Origin of the sequence: Acinetobacter sp. WCHAc010034, from assembly GCF_001696615.3 — a bacterium.
Classification (GTDB): domain Bacteria; phylum Pseudomonadota; class Gammaproteobacteria; order Pseudomonadales; family Moraxellaceae; genus Acinetobacter.
Window position 1 is genome coordinate 93,496 of record NZ_CP032279.1, and the last position, 20,745, is coordinate 114,240.

The following is a 20,745-nucleotide window of genomic DNA, read 5'->3' on the forward strand; positions in this document are numbered from 1 at the left end:
AATAATCCCTTATATTAAAGATAAAAACTGACTTTATTAGAATTTATGATAGCCATTAAAACAGGATCATCTGGATCATCTATCTTATTTTGTAAATCGGTTAGTAATACTTCATCCAACGCACTGGGGCTTGTCGATACATGGTCAGGATGAGAATGCCAATCACCAATATAACGAACAATATGAGCTGTTTTTTCTCTACATAGGTCAATGTAATCTGAAAGGCCTTCACTTCCTCTTATGAAAGTGGTTGGTGTTGCAATGCTATCGTGAGGTGCCTCACAAACATCCACAATATAGATACTTTTTAATTTCTGGTCGATGTATCCTAAAATCACACCACCTGTTTCTTTCGGCAGTTCTTTTGCTCTAATTTCAAATAGTTTTTGATGAATAAAATTATCATAAACTATTGTCCAGCCATTATCTAAGAGGACTTTCTTTTGAGGTGATACTTCTACAATGTGAGAATTTACTTGTCCTGTCGAATCATCTAAAGACCAAACTTTGATCTGGGCTTGGTTATTGAGTCTTCCTAAACGAATTTGTCGTGCCAATATGGCGCTGTGTAATTTAATCAGCTCATCAGAAATAACCATTGAAATATCACGGCAACCTCCGCCTGTTTTAGGCTTTGTTGCACAAACCTATCTGTAAAGGCTTTTTCAGCGATATAATTTTCAAATGAAGAAGCCTATACACAAAATCTATCGCACAACCAATTGGCCCGCATATAACCGAGCACTCATGAGTCGCGGAAATATTGCCATTTGGTTTGATCCTGCTACGCAATGGTATGCTCCATCAAAAGGCAAACAAGGGCGAAATCAAACCTACTCCGACGCAGCTATCCAATGCTGCTTAATGATTAAATCCTTATTCCGTCTATCTTTACGTATGGTCACTGGCTTTGTGCAAAGTCTGATTAAACTTTGTGGATTAAATTGGACCGCACCAGATTACAGTACGCTTTGCAGAAGACAAAAACATATTGATATTGCGATTAATTATCAAAAAAGCAGTGGTGGGCTTAACTTGCTGGTAGACTCTACCGGTCTAAAGTTTTTAGGTGAAGGTGAATGGAAAAGGAAGAAACATGGACCTGAATATCGTCGCCAATGGCGTAAACTTCATATTGGTATAGATGCTGAAACCCTTCAAATACGCGCCATTCAACTCACTACAAATAATGTGAGTGATTCACAAGTGCTTGGTGATTTACTCGATCAGATTCCACAAGATGAGCAGATTGACTCTGTTTATACCGATGGAGCTTATGACACCAAGCAATGCCGTCAGGTCATTGCAGATCGGCAAGCGCATGCGGTGATTCCACCTAGAAAAAATGCGAAACCATGGAAAGATACAAAGATCAGCTCGCTAGCGCGAAATGAATTACTTCGAACAGTTAAACGTTTAGGCAGGACATTATGGAAAAAATGGTCCGGCTATCATTGCCGAAGTTTGGTCGAAACTAAGATGCATTGCATCAAATTATTGGGGGATAAACTCAGTGCAAGAAAATTTGATAGCCAAGTCAATGAAATTCATGCACGTGTAGCAGTCCTCAACAGATTTACGGAATTAGGTCGACCACTTACCCAAGTTACGCCTTAAATTTGGCTCAATTAGGGGGCTTTGTATTTCAAATCTTTGTGCAACAAAGCCAAAAATTCCTACAATAGTGAATCACACCGAATTAGAATTTTTTAAAATCATATAAGATTAAGATTTATTCTTTAGTAATATTTAATTCCTGCCGTTTATTTAAGAGATCTATCTCTTCTTCAATAGTTGTTTCTCCATTTAGTATTCTTCTTAATCTTGAATTTGAATTTTTTCTACAAGCATTGACTACCTTTTCTGGAAATACTTGTCGAGCATTCGAGTGCGAAATTAACCATGCACTTCTAATTTTCTTTTTTTCAAGAGTTAAGTTTTCAAAGGCTATTTGCATTATATGGTTGAAATTACTTCTTCATCTAAATATTCATCACCGCCATACAATTCAACCAAGGTTGGAATATAAGCGCCATATTCCAACTTAGTATTCTCTTGCTTGGTTGGAAATGCAGTTAAACCCTCATAACCTTCGGTTGATTTTAATGAAGATGATGGAGTCTTTAAAGTTGTAATAGATCGAGCAACTTTGTTATATAACATTTTTGCTCGAAGCACTTCAAAAGTATAGCCACGCCCCATTCGGTTCGCTACTCTTGTAATACCATTATGCCCCTCAGTATAAGCATTGGTAATTCTTATTGGCGCATCCCAATAGGTGAATATATCCTCAAAGTGATTATTCACAGTTTTAGCAACGTCACGGAAAGACTTTAAATATTTGGGAATACTACTTTCCCATTCATGAAACCTTTGTATGGCATTGTCTTTGGTTGTTGCTTCATAAATATTATAAAACTGCTCTTTGAGGTCATAAGCTTCCTTAAATTCAGGATGCCATTTTTCTAAATTTCCTAAAATTCTTTGTTGATCTTCGGTCAATGAATTTGGTCGTCTAAGCAGTATCCACCGTAAATGTTTTTTCATATTCAATCGGGCATCACGATCCAAACTACTTTGTAAAGCTTTATGTTCAGTGTCTAAGGCTTCACTTACCATTCTCACTACATGAAACTTATCAATAACCAACTTGGCATTTGGTAGGTGCAGACGGAATGACTTTTTGAAGGGTCGCCACATATCACTACAAATCCATTCTACTTTTTCTGCATCAGGCAGTTTGGCAAAGTATGGTATCAATGTATCTTGAGTTCTTTCAGGCAACATATCATATAAGCTGTTCATGGCAAGGTTGGTGATGACACAGCGATATGTTCCCATCAATTTAAGTTCATCAATACCCATAATCGTTGGAGTTTCAAACTTAATATCTCGTTCTAATTCCTCCACGAAATCGAGCGTAATGTTTTTAATGGTGTTCACGACTACACCCGTATCTTCGGCAAGCTGCGTAAAGGTTCGATCTAAGCAACGCTTGCGTACTTGCTGAATCAGCCGATGGGTCGCTCTACGTTTTTCATCCAAGAAGCTAAGTTGATGGGTAATCATGCTTTTGCATTCAGAACAGCGATAGCGTGTTCGTATCACCTCAATTTTTACTGGTTGCATCTGCAAAGGGGTATCAGCAAAATGATTGATACGCTGACCGTGCTTATATAAGCGTCCACCGCATTCAGGGCATGTTTGCAAATGCTCACCGCTTGGCTGTACGGTAATCATAATACAGCCATCTTCATTACGGTAATCTATCGGTTGTACACCTTCCAGTTGCAGAATATCAATCATTCCAATACTCCGTTATGTTAGACGATGCACATCAATGGTTTCACCATCTTTAAGCAATTTATACAGCACCTTGATCACGTTCTGCATCGCTTGTGCATCGGTCTTGAGCAACAATGCTGATAAGTCTTGATGTGAGGTCAGAGCTTGAATAATTGCGCCTTTCGTTGCCGATGGCAAATTACCTTGCAAGGCTGTGGATTCAGGATTATTTTCAATCTGAGCCATAACTACATCGTTATTTCGTAGAATAGTTACTAAATGATTGATATAAACCACTTGTTCTTCACGGGTGGAAATATCGCCAAAGGTCTGTGCAATTAGCTCGATCACTTCTTTGAGATAAGTCATTTTGGTTGGCTGCACATCGCCATTGGCTGTACCTTGGATCGGAACTAAAGGTTGGGGTTCATCCGCTTCAGGATGGTCTGTATCATCGGTTTTAAGTTTCTTTTTAAAGATGCCAAAGCCAGTCAATACCAAGCCTGAAATATCAATTTCTTTAGCAGACATACCATTTAATCGTTTGGATAAGAGCTTGGTAAATGCCGAGAAGTTTTCAAGTTCAGGATCGCCAAAGTCAATAAGCTGTGCCACATAGGAATAAATACGGCTAAACTTATCCAAATTGCCCTTAAAGCGCATCAAGGTTTGTAATTCTACGTCTAACTGCTTGCGCTCAAATTCCGCTTTTTCTGCGCCTTCATCATTACCGTCTGCTTTGGCTTGATCAAATGCGGTTTCCTGTAGCTCAATCGCCTGTTTGAGCATTTTCAGCTTTTGGTTAAATAGTCGGGCGACACGATCAGTTGCTTTAAACAGGTCGGGATGCGTGGTTTCTTTGAAATCATGATTGCTAATATCGCGAATAGTTTTAAAACGAGCTGCTTTAAACTCCTCCAAATCATCCTCGGTAATCAGATCAAGTTCTTCAATATTGTCTTTGATGGTATAAACCACATTCGGGTCTTGTACATCCACTATTTTTGCCCCGTTGTCGTACTTCTTGAAGCACTTTAAAATCCATTCAGGGTCATTTACAAAGTCAATCACAAAGGTTTGATCTTTGCCTGTGGTGGTGCGGTTTAAGCGTGACAAGGTTTGTACCACTTCAACTTCATTGGCAATGACTTTATCAAGGTACATAGCGCATAGTTTGGGTTGGTCAAAGCCTGTTTGGAATTTATTCGCCACCACCATTAAACGATATTCAGGGCGGTCAAATGCAATGCGTAAATCAGAATTAGGTGCATCGGCATTCATATTGGCTTCGGTAAATTCAGCATCTTCACCGACCTTAAATAGCGCACCATTTTCTGTATCGTCATCAGCTTCATGGCTGATCTGCTTGCCCGTAAGTTTGCCTGAGAATGCCACCAAGACACGGTAGGCACTGTATTCAGGGTTATCTTCAATATATTTTTCCAAGGCAATTTTATAACGTGCTGCCGCAGGGCGAGAACTGGTCACAATCATCGCTTTGGCTTGACCATTCAGTAAGTTGGCGACATTGTGGTGAAAGTGTTGAATAATAAACTGCACCTTTTGCGTGACATTGGTCGCGTGTAAAGCCATCCAACGGGCTAAAGCTTTCTTGGCTGCTTTAGAATTGACCCGTTTATCATCATCAACAGCTTCACCGCCAAGTTTAAAAGCTGTTTTATAAGGCACGTAGCCTTGCAATACATCTAAAATAAAGCCTTCTTCAATGGCTTGACGTTGCGGATAGAGATGGAAGGATTCAGGCAAGTTGTCATCACTGGCAGGCTCACCATTTTTGGTACGGCCAAACAGCATTTTAGTCGAGTGTTTTGGGGTTGCAGTAAAGGCAAAGTGACTGATGTTTTTGGACTGTACACGGGCTTTTTGAATCTGCTCAAGCAATTCCTCAACAGTCAGATTCGCCATTGCTTCACCCGACTGCAATGCCAATGTCGCTTGCAGTTTAGATGCTGTTGAGCCTGTTTGCGAGGTATGCGCTTCATCAATCACAATACCGTAGTTACGGTCGCTTAAACTGGTATTGGTCAGAATCGCTTCCATCACATGCGGGAAAGTCTGAATGGTCACAATAATGATCTGTTTATTGGATAACAGTGCATCTTCAAGCTGTTTGCTTTTCGATTTGCCTGCATGTTCTTTGTCATCACGGTTAATTGCAGCAATTAAGCCTTTCTGATGGTCTAATTGTTGAATGGCTTCCTGTAACTGGTCATCCAGTACCGTTCTGTCTGTCACCACAATGACGGAGTTATAAAACGGTGTACCGTCATTGTGACGCAAACGCACCAGTGAATGACACACCCAAGAGATTGTCGATGTTTTGCCTGAGCCTGCACTGTGTTCACACAGATAATTCAGTCCTACGCCTTTTTCTTGCACATCGGCAATGATTTTATTCACCGCATCAAACTGATGGTAACGCGGGAAAATCAGGCGTTCCTGTACCGTCCAATTACCATATAGATCGACTTTGTTTTTCTTTTCCACATAGACAAAGTTATGGAAAATTTTCAGCCAATTATCACGTTGGCAAACATAATCCCAAAAATACGCCACAGGATAATCCTCACCTTTGGCTGCATCCGCAGGAGGGTTGCCTGCATGTCCCTGATTACCTTTATTAAACGGCAAGAAATAGGTGCTTTCACCATCTAAAGCGGTGGTCATGGCAATTTCAGATTCAGACAAGGCAAAATGCACAATTGCACCACGCTTGGGTGTTAACAATGGCTCTTTACGTCTTGTTTTAGGGTCTATCGGCTTACGGTCATTTTTATACTGTTCAATGGCATCTTCTAAAGACTGGTTAAACTCGGTCTTAATTTCTACCGTTGCCATTGGCAAGCCATTAATAAAGAACACAAGGTCCAAAATGCCTGCATCTTTGGATGGATGATATTTGAGTTGTGGGACAACACGTAGAATATTGGCGTTATAGCGGTCAATGACGGCTTGATTGCGTCCATCTTCGGGTGCGCTTTCACTGAGGTCGATTGTGCCTGCGCCCGCCATGCTAAAGCCATTACGGAAGATATGGATTGTGCCTTTCTTATTCAGTTCATCATCCAAGCGGTCGATGATGCGTTTTTCGGTATTACTACCATTCAGTGCTTGCAGTTTTTCCCACTTTTCAGGCTGTGTAGCTTGAATCCATGTGATTAAATCTTCGGGATAGAGTGCATATTCGGTATGATAATTTTTACTTTGCCCAACCACCCAACCTTGCGCTTGCAGTTTTTGCACAATATAGGCTTCTAAGTGACTTTCGTAATGGGCTTTGTCTGCCAAAATATTCATGCTTTTTCCCCTAATTTTTAATTCTGTTGTAATGCCTGTTGCCAAAACGGGTCTTGATGCCATAACTCAGGCATTCCCATATTGGCTTTAGAGAGTGATGGATACTGCTCAATTAAATCTTTGAGTCGTTTTGCCCATGTTGAATTTGGGCTGATCTTATAAAGTAAGGTTTGTATTGCCACCAAAAGCATATAGGTACGCTTCTCATAGCGAATCGCGGTATTACTCAATATGATTGGTTGTTGAAGCCATTGAATTGCATTTGAAGTTGGAATCTTAATGCTGCGCCCATGTTCTTTATTCCATAGTCGGCTATGGTGGGCGCAAATATTGCGTACATCATTCAGCGTTTTCAGCCATGATTCTAAAACTTCGGCATGTAATCCTAAGTTTTGAGCAATCTGTTTTTTGGCTTGAGTCGATTTGAGTCCAACATAAAGATGGCTGAGTTCGCCCCAAGTCAGCATTTCGATCATCATCCATGAAGGCGGTAATTTCGGGCTGTCATATTTAGATAAGTAGTGGCGTAAAAAATTTTCTTTACGCACTTTATCTTTCAACACATCTTTGTCAGCTTGCGAGAGTGGACGTTTATCAATGGCTTTCTCGTCACGTATCAAGCGTTCTTTTTCATCTAATAATTGCCGTTCAATACTGGCAAGCAAGCGCATGTGGGCATAGTTGTGGCTAAAATTCTGTTCATCGGTATACCAAAAGGCATTACCCGATTGATCGCACAACACATTGCAAATTTGCGCCCGTATTGCAACCTCTATACGCTCAATTGCATCCATGACCAAGAGCCTTAGCTCCCGATCAAAGATATACAGATTCAGTACATCATCAAATGAAGTATTGGCTTTGAACTGATGCAATACGTTTGAATTGGCTGTAACCGTTTGCTGAAAAGGAATGGTATAGGCAGATAGGCGATAGTAGCCAATAAAGCTCAGATAACGGTCTGCTCTTGCAAGATCAGGAATGAGCAATCCACGTTGCTGCCATATTTGAATATGGTCTTGGTTGCTTTTTGCCTGTTTAATAAATTGAACCATAGCAATTTCTCAGGCAAAAAAAACCTGCCGATTTGTGCATGAACAAGCGAACTTGAACATAGGCATGGCAGGTATGTTGGTGAGAATAATGACAAAAGCACTTATTGAAGTAAAGCTAAATTTACAATTTTGTAAAAAATTCATGCGGTGAACTCCCTTACGTCAATTTTACCTGTAACCGCATGGGAGATAATTGAAGAACGATATTCTTTAAGTTTTTCGATTAAAGATTTTTGTTTATAAGTCAGATTATCAATTTTATTCTTTTCTTTATCCAAATATTCAACAATTTCTTGCTGTTCTGACTTTGGAGGTAATACTAATTTAACCTGAGAAAAGTTATTAAAACGTAATGCTTGACCATCACGTATTAAGTTAGAAGTTGATTGTAAAGATTGAATATACCTTGGGGTTTTGAATAAATATTTGAAATATTCAGTATTAATAAGCGATAAATCAGGTTTCAACATTACATAAGCTGAACTAATTGAACCCTCTAAAGAACTTAGTTCAAGTCCACCTTGAAAGCTACGCATACTAATTACAAAATCATTTGGTCGCACTTTTTTTAATATTTCAGGATTTTTCATAACAACCATAACACGACCATTTTCGGCTATGAATTCATCTTGATAGATAATGCCATGCTTTTGCGATGCTGTTAGCTGTTTATCAGCATTAACAGCTTTTTCTTTTCGTTCAGTAAAATAAAATTTACTTGGAATAACATCCCAATGCTTAGGCACGTCCCCCAACCATTCCACACCACTGTCTTTCATCGGTGCATTAGGATTTAAACCTTTAGTGACAGCATGAGAAATAATCGACTTACGCTGTTCTTCCAAAAGCTCAATTAACTTTTCTTGCTTGGTAATGAGGTTGTCAATTCGGGTGGTTTCAGTGTCGAGAAATGAAACGATTTTATGTTGATCAGATTTAGGTGGTAAAACCAATTTTACTTGAGAAAAGTTATTAAAACGTAGGGCTTGTCCATCACGTATTAAATTCGATGTTGATTGTAAGGATTGAATATATCTTGGGGTTTTGAATAAATACTTAAAATATTCTATATCTACTACATGTAAATTTGGCTTTAACATCACATAAGCTGAACTAATTGAACCTTCTAAATAGCTAAGCTCAAGCCCCCCTTGGAAGCTACGCATACTAATTACAAAATCATTTGGTCGCACTTTTTTTAATATTTCAGGATTTTTCATCACAACCATGACACGACCATTTTCAGCCATGAAGTCTTCTTGAAAAACAATTCCATACTTTTGAGAAGCAGTAAGTTGTTTATCTTTATTTTCTGCTTTCTCTTTACGTTCAATAAAATAAAACTTACTTGGAATAACAGACCAATGCTTAGGTACATCACCTAACCATTCCACACCACTTGGTTTATAACTTGGGTATTGCTTAAATTGCATTTTTAAACCTCCCCAAGTAATTGCGCAACTTCGGCAGACAACTCTTTGATCTCCGCCATAATTTCATTTGGGTGGCGTGGCTGCTCGAACACATAGAAATAACGGTTAAAGTTAATTTCATAACCCACTACACCTACTTGACCGTCTTTGGCATCGGTATAAGTGGTGTCAATTACCGCATCAGGCGCATGGGGAAGTACCTCTTTTGCCATATAGTCCTCAATATCTTGATTGAGTGGGATGTTCTCGTAATCGGTAAGTTCACTGTCCATTTGCACTTCACCGTTAATTTCTACGGCTTCGGCATCAGGATTTTGCACACCAAACGCAGCGAGCAAGGCATTTTTTAAACCTTTGCTGACTTTGCTGAGTGGTAGATTTTTCAGGAATGTATTGTCAAACCAAGCATAGTCTTTGCTGTCACCAAACTGCTGCTCAATATAAGCTGATACCGTGTTTTGGTCGCTGTCTGATAACTTGCCAAACTCTTTTGATGCTTTAAACGATTCCAGTTTTTCCGCATCAAATTGAAGATCAATGCGTAGAGGGCGCAAGACTTTGACTCGGCGATAGCCAAAATCAGTATAGTCAAAGATTTTACTGACCGAACTTTCTTCAAAATCGGCATAAATACGGCTAATTTCATCAATCGAATTTTGGTCAATAAACTTGCGCTTGTTGCCCTCATTCTTGCGCATAGATGAGGCCATGCCTGTAGCATCAATGAGCTGTACTTTGCCTTTGCGCTGTTCAGGTTTACGGTTTGAGATCAACCAAATATATGTACCAATACCTGTACGGAAGAAAATATCAGTCGGCAATGCCACAATTGCTTCGAGATAATCATTTTCTAAAATGAAGCGTCTAATCTCCGACTCGCCTGAACCTGCACCACCGTTAAACAATGGTGAACCTGATAGCACAATCGCACCACGACCACCACCATTTTCAGGCAGTTCTAGTTTGGAAATCAGATTTTGTAAAAACAGCATTGAACCGTCACTGACTTTAGGCAAGCCCGCACCAAAACGCCCATTTAAGCCTTTTTCTTTATGCTCTAATTGAACCGCACTGGCATCCTTCGCCCATGACATACCAAAAGGCGGGTTAGAACATTGATAGTGGAAACGCTGTCCTGCAAATAAGTCATTACTGAGTGTACTGCCCAATTTAATATTCTGCGATAAATCACGGCTTGGGTCAGATTCCAGTTTTTTGAGCAACATAGAACCCAATGCGACCGCATGAGTTTCAGGCTGCAATTCCTGTCCGTGGGGTACAAGTACAGGGGCAACTTTATAGCGGTCTTTAAAGCCATCTACATAGTTCATCATGTCGGTTAGGAAGCCCGATGTACCACACGTTTGATCATAGATAGTTCTGATTAAACCATTCTTTTGTTCAAACAGCTCATTATCAGGCTCAAGCAATAAAGTCGCTGCCAAATGTACAATATCACGCGGGGTCATAAAGTCCTCTGATCCCGTACCGACTTCTGCACCAAATCTAGCGATTAAATGTTCATAGACATTACTCATGGTGCGGTCAGGAACAACATTCGGATGTAAGTCGATGGCAGCGAAATTATTGCAAATGCGTAGCAGTAAATTCGCTTTAGAAAGCTTATTAATTGTTGTATTGAAATCAAACTGTTCAAAGATCACACGCACGTTTTCAGAAAAATTGGAAATGTAATCTTCAAGGTTGGCTTTAGTTTTTGTACCGCCTAAATTGGAAAGGTTATAGGTTGATTTGTTATAAAATGGATTGCCGCTTACGTTAGTAAGAATATCGTCAAGCGCCATCCCTTGATCTTTGAATTGCTCATAAGTATTGAGAACAGCATCTTTCGTTGGCTCAAGTACACATTCCAAACGTCTTAATACCGTAAAGGGCAAAATGATTTTACCGAACTCTGTATGCGGAAAATCCCCCCAAAGATCATTCGCATTGTTCCAAATAAAACTTGCCAGTGTAGATTCGGTATTGTTTGGTGCAGAAGCCATTTTGTTTTTCAACCTTATTTTGCAATAGTTAAATATTATGCAATTAAAGCAGATTTTTCAACCTTGAAATGCAATATTTAAAAATTTCAAATCTGACTAATTTTTTATTTCAGAATAAAGACTTAATGTTAAAATTTATCACAGGAGAATCATTAGGCTTGGTGTGAGATGCCAAATAAGCAAGAAAAAATGACAGCATTTGGACAGTTTCGTATCTTAAAAATTGGAACAAAGTATATTCAAGCTGAACTGATCGGTAGTGTAAAAAATTACCAAGCCCAACTTGTCAAAAATGCCGTGCTATCAGATATAGAAATAGGTGCAACCATTTTTCTGCGAGTAAATGATCAATCTACCCAAAACAGATACGGCACTAAAGTTCAGTTTGAACCAATTGAGCTTTTAACCGACCAAGCTGAAATTGAGAAATACATTTTGGCTGACAGGAAGCGAGTAGCAGAAATTTACATTCAAGCAGCACAAGAAAATTTGGATAAAGGTTGGTATAGCGGTGATGCCATAGATAAGGCACTATTTTTTAGCGCAAGCCATCCAACTTATAAACCAATCAATATTGAGCTACGCCACAGACGACTCAAAAATATCATTCATGCTTGTTGTCATTATCAACACAAAACAACAGAACACTTCATTCATTTGTGTCGAGCAACTATAGATATGTACAAAGATGAACAACGATTGAGTGATTTGGAATTGAGCCAGTTTGAACAAAGCATCATTAAGATTCAATCCGATTTAAATTTATCAGAAGAAAATTCTCAACAAAAAGCAAATGAGTATTTGAGTCAACTAAAAGGATTATTAAAAAGCTAAATTCACTTTCAACCTTATAATGCAAATTTTAAAAATGATTAGCTCAAGTAGTTTTTAACCTTAGATTGTAAAATTAGAGTTTGTTAAGTTAAAAAATAAGGTGAGATTTATAAAAATCCCACCCTAAAATGCAAATAGCCTTTTCAAATTTACATTTTGCTTGATATAACCATTCTTTTACATGATTGGATTGTTCTTGTGGTAAAAGCTTTATGGCTTTCTCAAGTAGCTCATAGACACGTAGTTTATCGGTATCTTCTGGTATATAGTCATTAAAATCATGTAATAAAATATATCTAAATAGTTTACTGCCATTTAGTTCTATAGCCAAAAATGCTTCTGCAATAATTTTATCAGCAATTGCTCTAGCATGTGGTGCAGCATAGACTGTTGGTGAAAAAATTGGAATTCCCATTGTCCGTAAGATTTCACTAGCTTCAAAGACTCCCTCTTCACCTAAATATACATTTGTATCAAATAAAGCAATTTTTCCTTTTCCCATGATATGAAAGGAACTTAAATTAGAATCAGGATGCCATGTCTCTTTTACATGCTAATCACCTGTTAAAAATTTATAGTCATTGATATTTAAAGCTCTGATACTACTTATGGGCTTTGTTGCACAAACCTATCTCTAAAGGCTTATTCCACAATGTAACGCAATGAGTTGCTTCGAACGGTTAAGCGTAGGAAGATCTAATTTGGAAGAAATGGTCATCAGGCTATCATCGGCGAAGTTTGATTGAAACCAAGATGCATTGCATCAAATTATTAGGAGATAAACTCACTGTGAGAAACTTTCAAAGCCAAGTTAATGAGATTCATGCACGTGTGGCAGTATTAAATAAATTTACGGAATGAGGAAATGGACTGCCACCACTCTCCTAGACAAATTTAGTCTATTCTTTTTGCATAGGAGAGAACCTTATGGGCATGCTTCAATGCATAATCTATGCTCAAAGCTCTAGCATCAGCTAACGCATTGTGAGGAATCATAGAATTCTTTGTCGTAAGTGACAAATCAAGTAAGAAGCCCAATACAGGTACATTGATACATTGCCCTTGTCCTAAGAGTAAAATACGGTTAAATAACTCTATATCTGAAGGATAGTCAGCTACGATAGTAATGTGATCCTCTTCTTGAGAGTTAACTTCCCATAAGAAATTGCACAGCTTCTTCACTAACTCCCACATAGGAATAGCGGATTGCCCTAACTTTGGAAGTACATGTTGTACGACAAAAGGACTAGGATTCTTACAGTTTACCACCTCATAAAACTCATATTTACCATCAATAGACACCAATCCTAATGAAATCAAATCACCTGTACCTTGATCATGCCAACCATTAAATTCACAATCTAAAAATAAATACATTTCTCATCTCTAATTTGGATAGTTGGTTCTTAAATATAAGAAGAAAGCTCGCTTAAATTCAAGTGAGGTTGGCCAGATGCTTACGATACACGCTCGCTTGATACGAAACAACCTAGTGTCTAACGCTATAATAAACTTCATCTATTTTAGCTTTTAAGACAACATAAACTGACATTATTGATAAAATACATATTGCTATCGTGAATGAAGATCGAGCAATTTTTTGAAACCCCTCCTCCTGTAATAAATAAATTAAAGACCGTAACTAGGGCTGAGCAAAATCAGCAACTTCACCTTCTTGATAAAAGATGTTTTGCATAGCAAATGAAGTCTTAATTTTTTTTGAAACATTTTATGCAAGCATTTGAATACATTGAATATAAAAATGACAGCTTATGTGTCGCAAATAATTGTTCCTGATTGTCATCAAGCACTCTAAGTCTTTGATTATTTGTATATGAAAATGTCAACTCATGTGTCGCATGACGGCATCTGCCGCCACAGCTCAGCAACGCGAATTACAATCGCAGATATTCGCGTTGCTGAGTATCCTAAGTAACATAATATACGTTATGCCGAAATCTACGCGCGCAGCCTATCGATGTGATAATCTAGTTTTATAAAAAACTGTTTAAACTGATTTATTTCTGCAGCTTTGTCTAGTTCTGAATTTTGCAGTTGTTCCAGCACGCTCGTAGATCGCGCATGTACAGATAATCAGCCTTGGTTAAAACACCCTTCTCTTAGGAAAATGAATTGTGGCTATTGGATTATTTTGCCTAATTTTAGGATTTATCGTTGGGTATCTCTGGAGAGATTCGCGTGCAGAAAAAACACAAGCACTAACCCAAAAATCAAGGAATGTATATTTAAGCTATAACGAAAGGCAGCGTGAAAAAATACGCTATCAAAATGATGCAGATAGAATACGGCAATTAAATCTGCTTTCACCAAATGAGAGTAGATTTATGCGGCTGCTGCAACATCAGTTTGAAAATCATAAATTAATCGTAAAAGACAGACGGTTTTATATTGCAGATCAGGACAGCTACCCTATTGCTATATTTGAATACCGGGATGGCACAAAAGAATTAAGGGTAAAGGATGCAGAAGATGGAATTCCTGTATTTCTGTACAAGGCCATTCTCTCCAGTGAAGCAATTGCAGAAGATAAACTATCGCTCTCAAATGCAGCATAATGTCATTATTATGTTAAATAAATATCATCAGGTATAAGCTCTTAAATATTGATACAGAGTAAATTTCGCTCTATTTACTGTTAAGTTTTACGTGAGAAAACTTATGCTAACTCAAAGACATAGACAGCATTTTCTCCACAATGACCTTAATAGCAAATTGAAATTATAAAAAATACTCTGTATCACTCTGAATTTTAGGTGAAATATGCTGCTCAACCCATGTTAGCCATGCTCTTGTTTTAGCATCAATAAAATGACGCGATGGTAGTAAAGTATAAACCCCAATATCTGGTGATCTCCAGTCTGCTAAGACACGGCGTAACCGTCCAGTACGTATAGCCTCAATCACAGCAAAGGTTGGAAGCAGTGCGATGCCCATATCTTGCTGCACCATGTCCAGTAATAGTTCTGGTGAATCTGCAATCAATGGCCCTGTAATATCGATTTGATACGAACAGCTATTTTCACTGACAAGATGCCATTGCGGTGTAATAGATGGGTTCACCAATCTTAAACATGCGTGTTTTTGCAGATCATCTAATGATTTTGGTTCGCCATATTTTTCTAAATAAGCTGGTGATGCGCAAAGCAATGAAAATATTGTCCCAATTCGGCGGGCAACAAATCTTGAGTCAGCTAAAGATTCCGTGAGATACAAACTGACGTCAATTCCTTTGCCTAAAAGGTCGGGTACATTCTGGGAAGTGCGGTATTCAACCGTAAGCTCTGGATAGGTTTGACAGAACTCGGCCATCATCGGGGACACATAATGATGCCCAAAACTCGCCATACTCAAAACACGCAACCTGCCCTGCGGTTTGGCTGCCATCCCCATTGCTTGAGCTTCGGCTTCTTCCACCATTGCCAGCACTTGACGGCACTGCTCTGCATAAGCTGCACCAATATCGGTCAACGCGTGCTGTCTCGTAGACCGCTGTAGTAATTTTGTTCCTAAGCGCCCCTCTAACTCGCTAATGAGCCGAGACACTTGCGCTGTTGTCAGTTCCATCTGCTCTGCGGCGGCCGTAAAGCTTCCGCTATCAATGACTTTTAGGAAAGCATGCATTGCATGGAGTAATCCGCCATCAAGATTTTTGCGCATAACGTAAATATCTTTTTCTTAATTACGCATTGTTGCACCGGTATGGATCAACCACAATGACATTAATGTACATAGATTGAGCAGCTCTGTTGTCTGCAATGAACTGATCAATCTCTTTCTCAGTATGCCGTTTACTCCAAATATTCAACCGGATGTTGAAAAAAGAAAGTAGCTCGAACTACAAAATTCTAAGGAGACATAAATGAATATCGCGACAAAATTTACTCCACATAAGATTCCAACCAAGGATGTATCACTTGAAGATAAGTATCTCAGTGATAGCGGTACTGCTTATATGACAGGTATTCAGGCCATGGTGCGCTTACCGCTCGCGCAAACACGGTGGGATACTTTAAACGGTTATCATACGGCTGGTTTTATTTCCGGTTATCGCGGCTCCCCTGTGGGAAATTACGATAATTTTCTCTGGCAAGTTGAAGGCATACTCAAAGACCATCATGTTGTTTTTCAACCCGGCGTAAATGAAGATCTCGCTGCTACTGCAATCTGGGGTACCCAACAAGCCAATCTCGCAGGTCAAGGCAAATATGATGGTGTAACCGCCTGGTGGTATGGCAAAGGCCCAGGGGTAGACCGTTCTGGAGATGTTCTGCGTCATGCCAACCTTGCAGGAACAGCAGAACGAGGCGGTGTAGTTGCCTTCTTTGGTGATGACCATTCTTGTAAATCTTCGAGTATTCCGCACCAGTCAGAGCACGTCATGATCGGCTGCGGTATTCCAATTTTTTACCCGACCTCAATACAGCAAATTCTTGATTTAGGCGTTCATGCGGTCGCTATGTCACGCTTTGCGGGTATATGGACGTCGATGAAGCTGGTCAGTGAAATTGTTGAAACTTCTGCTTCTGTTCATGTGGATTTGGATCGAGTCACTCCTACTTTACCCAAAAATGTTCAAATGCCTGTAGATGGTGTCAATATTCGCTGGCCTGATCACGGCATTCAACAGGAAGAACGCCTTTATAAATACCGCTTACCCGCTGTATTGGCTTATGCGCGTGAAAATCAATTGAATCAGGTGACATGGCATTGTCCAGATGCGCGTATTGGTATCACCGCAAGCGGTAAAGGCTATTTAGATACCATTGAAGCCTTACGCATTCTCGGAATTGAAGGTGAAACGGCCCAGCAGCTCGGACTGCGAGTGTATCAAGTTGCTTTAATTTGGCCCTTAGAACCGCAAGGTCTGCGTGAATTTGCCGAAGGCTTAGAAGAACTGATTGTTGTAGAAGAAAAACGTCCGATTCTTGAAGCACAAATTAAAGATGAACTCTATGCGCTTCCAGATGGCAAACGCCCTCGTATCATCGGTAAAGCGAGTGACGGAAAAGGCGAATGGAGTACATCGATTGATGAAGCGCCTTTGATTGGTCACTATGAGTTTCAACCTGAACCTATTGCAAAAATGTTGGCCGCTCGATTCTTAAAATTAGATCTTCCAGAAAGCTTAAAAACGCAAATTCAAAATAGACTTGAGCTGTTGCAAAAAGCAGAGCACGAGTCACGGCGTGTTCTGGATATTGCAGAACGTAAACCTTTCTTTTGCAGCGGCTGCCCTCACAATTCATCAACAGCATTACCCGAAGGCAGCCGCGCATTAGGTGGCATCGGTTGTCATTTTATTGCGGTCTCACTGGATCGCGGCACAGAAACTTTCTCGCATATGGGTGGCGAAGGCGTAAGTTGGGCTGGCGCTTCCCATTTCACCAATGAAAAGCATATTTTTGCCAATCTAGGCGATGGAACCTATTTCCATTCAGGCTATCTTGCAATCCGCCAAGCGATCGCAGCAAAACTCAATATGACCTACAAAATTCTCTATAACGATGCAGTTGCAATGACGGGTGGACAGCATGTCGATGGTCATCTCAGTGTGGCACAGTTAACACGACAATTGGATGCTGAAGGAATCACAAAGCAAGTCATTGTCACCGATGAACCTGAGTTGATTCATGCTGAAGAAGGTATTGCTGCTCACGTGGAGATTTACCACAGAAATGAGCTAGATGATGTGCAACGCAAATTACGTGAAATTTCTGGTGTTACGGCGTTAATTTATGTTCAAACCTGTGCCAGTGAAAAACGCCGTCGCCGTAAACGCAATGCTTATCCAGATGTCGCTGAACGAGTTTTTATCAATAGTGGGATTTGTGAAGGTTGCGGTGATTGTTCTAAACAATCGAACTGTTTATCGATTGAACCCGTTGAAACAGCGTTAGGCACTAAACGTCAAATTAATCAAAGCAGCTGCAACAAAGACTTCTCTTGTGTCGAAGGTTTCTGTCCAAGTTTTGTGACCGTACATACCCGCGATATGAAACGTCCAGAAATATTCAAAGGTATCGAAGCTGGCTGGCCAGAAAAACCAATCCTTCCTGAACTTGATCATCACCCCATCCGCATCATGGTTGGTGGTGTGGGCGGTACAGGTGTGGTGACAGCAGGTGCTTTACTGGGAATGGCTGCTCATTTGGAGGGTAAAGCCGCACGTATTATGGATATGGCTGGACTTGCTCAAAAAGGTGGTACGGTTTATTCCTACATACAACTTGCGACTGAAGATGACCAAATCTCTGCAACCAAAATCCCTGCGGGTCAATGTGATGTTTTAATCGGTGCAGATGCCATTGTCGCAGGCAGTAATGCAGCACTTTCTCGCTTAAAAGCTGATGCTGTGGTCATCGTCAATGAAGATGGTTCCCCTACTTCTGAATTCCTTGAGTCTCGTGATTGGTATGCGCCTATTACAGATTTGATTCAGCGGCTTCGTGGTCGAACTGCACAAGGAAAACTCACCTCTTTACCTGCAACACGTATTGCCACACAAGTACTGGGTGATGCGATCTTTGCAAATCAAATCTTGCTTGGCATGGCTTGGCAAGCAGGTCAGATTCCGTTGAAGCGTGAAAGTATTGAGCAGGCAATTCGTCTGAATGGTACGGCTGCTGAAAAAAACCTTGAAGCTTTCCGCATCGGTTGCCATCTGATGAATGACCCTGACTTAGCCAAACGCATTATTGCAACCATACCAACGACGCGTAAACCAACCACGTTGGCTGAACTCGTTGAAGATCGTTCTGCACGTCTGGTCGAGTATTGGAATCAAGATTATGCCACTCAGTATCGAACTTTGGTGGAACAAGCTGCCAAAGTATTGCCTGAAGAACTCGCTGAAACAATTGCGACACAGCTCTATAGAGTCATGGCGTATAAAGATGAATATGAAGTTGCGCGCTTACTCACAGGAAAAAACTTTCAACAATCAATTGAAACGCAGTTTGGTCAAGGTCTACGTTTGACCTATCACTTAGCCCCTCCTGCTTTGGGTGCTCATGGCGTCATACGCAAACGTGCTTTTGGATATTGGATGCGTATTCCGATGATGATTCTTGCTCGTCTACAGTGGCTTAGAGAAACTTTCCTTGATCCATTTGCTTTACAGCAAGAACGTCAAAAAGAACATGCTTGGCGTGATCGTTATATCGCATTTGTGAAAACCATCAGTTCTACACCTGAAAATTATAACTTATCTGTTGCTGAGCAAATCGCTCAATTACCAGCAGATGTACGAGGTTTTGGTCATGTCAAAATACAAGCGATGGACGCAGCGATACAACGTTGGGATGAGCTTGAATTGAATCTTCGTAAAGAACATGAATAAAAGAAATAGATTTATCTAAATAAGCAGCTGATACAGGATCAAACTGGGGATGTATTGATCATGTTCAGCTGCTTCATATTTATAATCTAAAGGCTCTGAGGCAGTAATATATCCGGGCCAATGCAAAAGCATCTTCCGCTACAGCTCATCAACGTGAATCCAGGAAAGCTTACGCAAATCTGTGTGGCTATGACTTCAAGAGGATTATTGATAAGTCTTAATTTCAGCCATAAGTTTTCGAATAGATGCTCTATCGTGAATTTGTAGATGATCTCTTATATATATGAGTTTATTTATATTTTTTTGGAATATATCCTGCTGTTCTGAGTTTTCTAATTTCGCCTGCCTGCTTAATTTAAATATCAAACTGCAAATGCCTTCCCTGACTATTTCATAGCTAACGATATCTTGATATTCAACATTTTGCTGATCTAATTGAAATTTTTCCAAACTATCTAAGTTAAACTGAATAAGCTGCATCATATGATCTCAAGCTGAGGATCGAAACGTTGCCAACGATAACAAATATTTCCCATCAATGGAAAGTCCGCCTCTATGATTAAATCCTCCCCATAATAATCATGAATTAGATTAAGTTAAGGTATATTATTAGGCACGCTTTATGATTGATTTAACTCTAATATGACAAATACGCTTACGGACAACAATCAAATTAAAGTGATTTCTAGTTTCTCTGAACTTATAAATACGAATTTCCAAGGAGAAATTAATGCTCTTTGCTGGTCTAGAAGTTTGGCTGGCGATTTTAAAGAAATTGTGAATAAACTTGAGTTAAAAGAAAATATTACAGAAGTTTCAGTTGACGATCTTTTAGCATTACAACTTTCAGAACATGGTAATTTTGCACGGGAAATTATCCTAAAAGATATTCAGCTATTAACTGATTTCGGCGCATCCCCTTCGCTTAATTTACTGAAAAGCTACGAACGGGATGATGAGCTAGATTTTATTTCAACAGATGTATATTCCTATCATATTGATCGCTCACCCATCGAAACAGATACGTTTTTATGCACCTATCACGGCGCGGCAAGCGATATCCTGCCCAATGATCAAGTAGAACAAAAGATTTTGATTCCAGAAATCCGAGAAAAACTTAAAAAATTACATGACGGCACAGAAGCAGAATTTGAAACTTTTCTAGAAGAGTATTTTTTTGATTTACATTATCAAGCTAAACCGAATGCAAAACCTGTGAATTTAGGCTTAGGGCATCTTTGGCGGCTGGCGGTAGATCATCCAACGCAACAGGTTTTACCCTGTGTGCATAGAGCGCCTGCCGAAAATGAAGGTGAGTACAGGTTGTTATTGATTTGTTAAATATTTATTTGATATTAAGAGTTTTTTAATCCTCCCCAACCCTCCTTTTTCAAAGGAGGGAGCATTTTGAAATTCAATACGGTATTGAATTCAAAGGGGAGATTTATTAATCA

16 protein-coding genes and 1 pseudogene are annotated in these 20,745 nt (G+C 39.6%); 6 read left to right on the forward strand and 11 right to left on the reverse strand.

Going from position 1 to position 20,745, the window contains the following annotated elements; translation table 11 throughout:
• Positions 1 to 14 precede the first annotated feature (14 nt).
• The gene (locus BEN74_RS01830) at positions 15 to 599 is read right to left on the reverse strand and encodes a Mov34/MPN/PAD-1 family protein (protein WP_068913330.1); all 585 of its coding nucleotides are present in this window, start codon (positions 597 to 599) and stop codon (positions 15 to 17) included.
• A gap of 85 nt (positions 600 to 684) precedes the next feature.
• On the opposite strand from BEN74_RS01830, the gene BEN74_RS01835 reads away from it, so the two are divergent.
• On the forward strand, positions 685 to 1,617 hold the full coding sequence (locus tag BEN74_RS01835) for an IS5 family transposase (protein WP_068907481.1): 933 nt from the start codon (positions 685 to 687) through the stop codon (positions 1,615 to 1,617).
• A 115-nt stretch (positions 1,618 to 1,732) separates the two neighbouring features.
• On the opposite strand, the gene BEN74_RS01840 is transcribed toward BEN74_RS01835, so the two are convergent.
• The 6 genes from BEN74_RS01840 to BEN74_RS01865 all read right to left on the reverse strand — a co-directional run bounded on the left by BEN74_RS01840 (position 1,733) and on the right by BEN74_RS01865 (position 11,097).
• Positions 1,733 to 1,957, reverse strand: coding sequence for a hypothetical protein (locus BEN74_RS01840; protein WP_004911005.1), 225 nt, complete (start codon positions 1,955 to 1,957; stop codon positions 1,733 to 1,735).
• Entirely contained in the window at positions 1,957 to 3,306 is a 1,350-nt protein-coding gene (locus tag BEN74_RS01845) for an ISL3 family transposase (RefSeq protein ID WP_068910057.1), read from the reverse strand. Before BEN74_RS01845 ends, BEN74_RS01840 begins: the two co-directional genes overlap by 1 nt.
• 12 nt (positions 3,307 to 3,318) lie before the next feature.
• Positions 3,319 to 6,603, reverse strand: a complete 3,285-nt coding sequence (locus BEN74_RS01850) for a type I restriction endonuclease subunit R (protein ID WP_068910054.1) — start codon at positions 6,601 to 6,603, stop codon at positions 3,319 to 3,321.
• 17 nt (positions 6,604 to 6,620) lie between these two features.
• Positions 6,621 to 7,658: an Abi family protein gene (locus tag BEN74_RS01855; RefSeq protein ID WP_068910051.1), complete on the reverse strand. Its 1,038-nt coding sequence runs from the start codon at positions 7,656 to 7,658 to the stop codon at positions 6,621 to 6,623.
• A gap of 140 nt (positions 7,659 to 7,798) precedes the next feature.
• Entirely contained in the window at positions 7,799 to 9,091 is a 1,293-nt protein-coding gene (locus tag BEN74_RS01860) for a restriction endonuclease subunit S (protein WP_068910049.1), read from the reverse strand.
• Positions 9,092 to 9,093: 2 nt separating this feature from the next.
• Positions 9,094 to 11,097 (reverse strand): type I restriction-modification system subunit M, encoded by a 2,004-nt coding sequence (locus tag BEN74_RS01865; protein ID WP_068910070.1) that lies wholly within the window; start codon positions 11,095 to 11,097, stop codon positions 9,094 to 9,096.
• A gap of 168 nt (positions 11,098 to 11,265) precedes the next feature.
• Here BEN74_RS01865 and BEN74_RS01870 point away from each other — a divergent pair, with 168 nt between their 5' ends.
• A complete protein-coding gene (locus BEN74_RS01870) occupies positions 11,266 to 11,931 on the forward strand; it encodes a hypothetical protein (RefSeq protein WP_004911021.1) in 666 nt (221 codons plus the stop codon).
• Between the two features lie 88 nt (positions 11,932 to 12,019).
• On the opposite strand, the gene BEN74_RS01875 is transcribed toward BEN74_RS01870, so the two are convergent.
• The gene (locus BEN74_RS01875; protein ID WP_004911025.1) at positions 12,020 to 12,433 is read right to left on the reverse strand and encodes a hypothetical protein; all 414 of its coding nucleotides are present in this window, start codon (positions 12,431 to 12,433) and stop codon (positions 12,020 to 12,022) included.
• Positions 12,434 to 12,589: 156 nt separating this feature from the next.
• On the opposite strand from BEN74_RS01875, the pseudogene BEN74_RS01880 reads away from it, so the two are divergent.
• Positions 12,590 to 12,792 (forward strand): annotated as a pseudogene (locus tag BEN74_RS01880) (IS5/IS1182 family transposase); the annotation flags it as partial.
• Positions 12,793 to 12,825: 33 nt separating this feature from the next.
• Here the strand turns inward: BEN74_RS01880 and BEN74_RS01885 are convergent.
• Entirely contained in the window at positions 12,826 to 13,308 is a 483-nt protein-coding gene (locus BEN74_RS01885; protein ID WP_004911027.1) for a 3'-5' exoribonuclease, read from the reverse strand.
• Positions 13,309 to 14,066: 758 nt separating this feature from the next.
• Between BEN74_RS01885 and BEN74_RS01895 the strand changes: the two genes are divergently transcribed.
• A complete protein-coding gene (locus BEN74_RS01895; protein WP_068910047.1) occupies positions 14,067 to 14,507 on the forward strand; it encodes a hypothetical protein in 441 nt (146 codons plus the stop codon).
• Between the two features lie 163 nt (positions 14,508 to 14,670).
• Here BEN74_RS01895 and BEN74_RS01900 read toward each other — a convergent pair whose 3' ends face one another.
• On the reverse strand, positions 14,671 to 15,609 hold the full coding sequence (locus BEN74_RS01900; RefSeq protein ID WP_068910045.1) for a LysR family transcriptional regulator: 939 nt from the start codon (positions 15,607 to 15,609) through the stop codon (positions 14,671 to 14,673).
• Positions 15,610 to 15,811: 202 nt separating this feature from the next.
• Between BEN74_RS01900 and BEN74_RS01905 the strand changes: the two genes are divergently transcribed.
• Positions 15,812 to 19,291, forward strand: coding sequence for an indolepyruvate ferredoxin oxidoreductase family protein (locus tag BEN74_RS01905; protein WP_068910042.1), 3,480 nt, complete (start codon positions 15,812 to 15,814; stop codon positions 19,289 to 19,291).
• 204 nt (positions 19,292 to 19,495) lie between these two features.
• Here the strand turns inward: BEN74_RS01905 and BEN74_RS01910 are convergent, their stop codons facing one another.
• Complete coding sequence (locus BEN74_RS01910; RefSeq protein ID WP_228200379.1) at positions 19,496 to 19,774, reverse strand: hypothetical protein; 279 nt, start codon at positions 19,772 to 19,774, stop codon at positions 19,496 to 19,498.
• A 159-nt stretch (positions 19,775 to 19,933) separates the two neighbouring features.
• On the opposite strand from BEN74_RS01910, the gene BEN74_RS01915 reads away from it, so the two are divergent.
• Positions 19,934 to 20,632, forward strand: a complete 699-nt coding sequence (locus BEN74_RS01915; protein WP_068910041.1) for a DUF1826 domain-containing protein — start codon at positions 19,934 to 19,936, stop codon at positions 20,630 to 20,632.
• Positions 20,633 to 20,745: the final 113 nt, after the last annotated feature.

Excerpts from the sequence above, each read along its gene's own strand:
- BEN74_RS01850 (WP_068910054.1), bottom strand. The coding sequence starts at position 6,603 with ATGAATATTTTGGCAGACAAAGCCCATTACGAAAGTCACTTAGAAGCC.
- BEN74_RS01905 (WP_068910042.1), top strand. The coding sequence starts at position 15,812 with ATGAATATCGCGACAAAATTTACTCCACATAAGATTCCAACCAAGGAT.
- BEN74_RS01870 (WP_004911021.1), top strand. The coding sequence starts at position 11,266 with ATGCCAAATAAGCAAGAAAAAATGACAGCATTTGGACAGTTTCGTATC.
- BEN74_RS01900 (WP_068910045.1), bottom strand. The coding sequence starts at position 15,609 with ATGCGCAAAAATCTTGATGGCGGATTACTCCATGCAATGCATGCTTTC.
- BEN74_RS01865 (WP_068910070.1), bottom strand. The coding sequence starts at position 11,097 with ATGGCTTCTGCACCAAACAATACCGAATCTACACTGGCAAGTTTTATT.
- BEN74_RS01830 (WP_068913330.1), bottom strand. The coding sequence starts at position 599 with ATGGTTATTTCTGATGAGCTGATTAAATTACACAGCGCCATATTGGCA.
- BEN74_RS01840 (WP_004911005.1), bottom strand. The coding sequence starts at position 1,957 with ATGCAAATAGCCTTTGAAAACTTAACTCTTGAAAAAAAGAAAATTAGA.
- BEN74_RS01915 (WP_068910041.1), top strand. The coding sequence starts at position 19,934 with ATGACAAATACGCTTACGGACAACAATCAAATTAAAGTGATTTCTAGT.
- BEN74_RS01855 (WP_068910051.1), bottom strand. The coding sequence starts at position 7,658 with ATGGTTCAATTTATTAAACAGGCAAAAAGCAACCAAGACCATATTCAA.
- BEN74_RS01860 (WP_068910049.1), bottom strand. The coding sequence starts at position 9,091 with ATGCAATTTAAGCAATACCCAAGTTATAAACCAAGTGGTGTGGAATGG.
- BEN74_RS01885 (WP_004911027.1), bottom strand. The coding sequence starts at position 13,308 with ATGTATTTATTTTTAGATTGTGAATTTAATGGTTGGCATGATCAAGGT.
- BEN74_RS01845 (WP_068910057.1), bottom strand. The coding sequence starts at position 3,306 with ATGATTGATATTCTGCAACTGGAAGGTGTACAACCGATAGATTACCGT.
- BEN74_RS01875 (WP_004911025.1), bottom strand. The coding sequence starts at position 12,433 with ATGGGAAAAGGAAAAATTGCTTTATTTGATACAAATGTATATTTAGGT.
- BEN74_RS01910 (WP_228200379.1), bottom strand. The coding sequence starts at position 19,774 with ATGATGCAGCTTATTCAGTTTAACTTAGATAGTTTGGAAAAATTTCAA.
- BEN74_RS01835 (WP_068907481.1), top strand. The coding sequence starts at position 685 with ATGAAGAAGCCTATACACAAAATCTATCGCACAACCAATTGGCCCGCA.